The organism is Klebsiella sp. M041 (genome assembly GCF_059759695.1).
Window position 1 is genome coordinate 1 of the sequence record NZ_JCAXWU010000051.1, and the last position, 2,818, is coordinate 2,818.

Sequence of the window (2,818 nt, forward strand, 5' to 3'; positions counted from 1 at the left end):
CCTGTGGAGCGGTTCACCGCCAGACACCCGAGGCAGGAGCCCGGTGCGTAAATCGCGCACGCCGGGATCTGTGCGGGGGGTATCCGGTAACGGGTATCCCTACCGCGACATCCATGTGAGGGACGATCATGCTTCGACAATCAGACATCAACCAGGCGTTCCGCGAGTCGATTCTTCGGAACTCGAAAGGCTACCAGTACCTGCATACAGTGGATTTTGTTTCATCTATGCAGCAACGAGGCATTCACTTTTCATACTCTGAGGCTAACCGGTGGATAGAACGCTATCAGTCGTGTTTTGCTGACAAAACTCCGGATCACACGGATAACCGGCTTTGGATTTTGCGCAACATGGGGAGGGTCATGTAATGGGGCCATTTCCATCACCGGCTAACGACTATCTTGAGACGGCGCTGACAGTGACGGCAGCGTGCAACATTGGAGCGAATTCGCAAGTTGTAAGGACTAATCGCGGCTTCGTCGTTCTCGACTTATCGCTGAAAGTGACGCAGGGAAGCGTCGTTCTGATTCGTGTCGCTGGCGAGATGCATTTTGCAAAACTCATGGGCCGGTCATTTATCACGAGCGAAGGGGAGTCGATTGAAGGGGAGGCGCTTGATGATGTCGAAGTGCTCGGAGTACCGACGCACTCGATCAACGATATGAGACAGGATGATAGCCCTGTTTGATAATCGGGTGAGAGTAACCTTACTTTAACTACTGTTTCCTGAAATTAACATCTGAGATAATAACCTAACGAAGGATAGAGGAAAGAGTGGTTGAATGTGAGCAGCAAGGAATCGTTAACGTTCGCGCAATTTTTGATAATTAATAGTCACCTTGTCAAAATCTCAGATACCTGGGCTGATTTGTGGGCATTGATTTTCCATACGAGCCTTAGTGCGGGCAGGCTGCTGTCGCTTCGTTACGATGACATCGATGGCAATTCGATACTGATACGAGAGAGGGGGAGACTGAAAGCGCTGCGCGTTGAAATTCCACCTACGGTGATGGCGATGATAGCCCGGCGACGGGAAAGGCATCCAGAGGATATTTTCGTGTTCCGGAGTCATTCAAATCGTGTGAAGAGCGAATGTCGGTCAGTAACTCTCATTGCGTTCAATACTGCGTTGAGGCATGCGTCTAAATCGTTATCAGTAGTCACGGTAAGTAGTAGCAGTGCCAGAAATATCACAAGTTAAGTGCTCACCCAGCAGCCGTATCGCAAATTATTATATAAAGCGGGTTGCGCATAAACTCGCCACCAACTCCCGAAGGCCTTCTCTTTGGTGAGCTGTTTTTTGGGGCAGATTTTGGGGCAAAATGGCGTTTGGGGCACGGTTTGGGGGATTCTAATGTCCATATTTGTCCAGAAGTTAACAGTGCTATATCGTCGAAAATATTGCATAACGTTGAATTTGCTTAGTTATTTTTCTGTATACCATAATAAAAGCGCTATCACGGGAGTTAAAGTTACTGTCCGGCGACACCTCTAAGCAGTAAGAACACGAACAAAATGATTAAACAAAACCCAGGCGTTCGACCTGTTTTTTCATTCTGTCATCAATAACTTAGCCAGGATTCCGACCATAAAACACATCCCCCCACCTCGCATCGCTATACAGCGAGCCCTGCGAGGGGGGCATACGAATTCTATTTAATGCCCGCGCATTTTTTACACATATCAAGATTGAATATTCCTTTTTTGATTTCTTTTCTTACTGTTTTAAATTCATTGCTGTTCCATATATCTAACAGATTATATTCATTAACATTTCCAAATACGTGCGTTTCTCCAAAGTCATTAGTACAAACAACATTACCCGTGTGTGTTATTGAGATTTCATCGGAGAGATAAAAGCATCGTTTCATTTTTCTTTCTTTTTTTGGTTTAACTAAACCACCTCTATTAAATAAAGTAAGGTTCTCAATTGATCTAACTTTTATTGTTCCGTGCTCTGCGTATTTGCTTTCTACTATATCAACTATGTTTTTAGGCATCATTTTTGTATGCTTTGTTACCAGGAAGCCAGTAACCCCTGCAGACATACAAGCATCATATTTTTCTTTGCTTAATCTTATACCGTTCGTATGTATTATTATTTCTGCATTTGGTAGTTTTTCCCTGGCGTATGCCATTAGTTCTGGTAGTCTGTCATCAAGAAGAGGCTCTCCAAAGAAATGGGGAGATATCCTTCCAGAATAATTTATTCTGGAAAGGTCATCGATGGCTTTTTTGAAAGTTTCAAATGGCATTAGATGCTTGCCTCTGCCATCCTTAAATGAAGCAGGGCAATAACTGCATTCTAAATTGCAGTGAGAATTTATTTCAAAATCAAGAGCTGTGAAAATATCTTTTTCTCTGAATCCGTATGTGAGAATTTTATTTATTTCGTTATACAAACCTCTCATTGATGGTTTGATGGATTCAGGTAAATTCTGCGCAAAAACTCGATAAAATGAGTTCAGTACCAATGGAAGTCTCATAGTCTCTTGCCACATATTCCGTTTATAAACGTATAGCACATAATGTAACGAAGTGTAAAGTTTGTAACCAATCGACTACTATCGATGATAGGTGACAAGCCAGATCGGCGCTTACAAAATTTCCCACTAACTCAATAGAATCATCAATACGTTACGCCAGTCATGAAAATTGATAGGCGCGACCGCTTGATCTGCCTTCTCGATAAAACTACTGTATATAAAAACAGTGTGCGCCGGGAGACCGGTAGAGATCAAGGGGTGAAAGTCCCCGACCATTGAAGGACCAGCAATCCACAAGGTCCCCGAGTCATGCGTTGCATACCGCGAGGTAT

General features: G+C 43.8%; 4 protein-coding genes. 3 read left to right on the forward strand and 1 reads right to left on the reverse strand.

Annotation, left to right across the window (positions count from 1 at the left end; genetic code table 11):
• The first annotated feature begins 128 nt into the window (after positions 1-128).
• From AC6CWS_RS26380 to AC6CWS_RS26390, 3 genes are all read left to right on the forward strand, one after another.
• Positions 129-368: a hypothetical protein gene (locus tag AC6CWS_RS26380; protein WP_323109573.1), complete on the forward strand. Its 240-nt coding sequence runs from the start codon at positions 129-131 to the stop codon at positions 366-368.
• Positions 368-688 carry a hypothetical protein gene (locus AC6CWS_RS26385; protein ID WP_323109574.1) on the forward strand — a complete coding sequence of 107 codons (321 nt, stop codon included), beginning with the start codon at positions 368-370 and terminating at the stop codon, positions 686-688. The genes AC6CWS_RS26380 and AC6CWS_RS26385 overlap by 1 nt, the downstream gene beginning before the upstream one ends.
• 96 nt (positions 689-784) lie before the next feature.
• Complete coding sequence (locus AC6CWS_RS26390; protein WP_410173894.1) at positions 785-1,201, forward strand: site-specific integrase; 417 nt, start codon at positions 785-787, stop codon at positions 1,199-1,201.
• Positions 1,202-1,652: 451 nt separating this feature from the next.
• Here AC6CWS_RS26390 and AC6CWS_RS26395 read toward each other — a convergent pair whose 3' ends face one another.
• On the reverse strand, positions 1,653-2,486 hold the full coding sequence (locus AC6CWS_RS26395; protein WP_143958897.1) for a radical SAM/SPASM domain-containing protein: 834 nt from the start codon (positions 2,484-2,486) through the stop codon (positions 1,653-1,655).
• Positions 2,487-2,818: the final 332 nt, after the last annotated feature.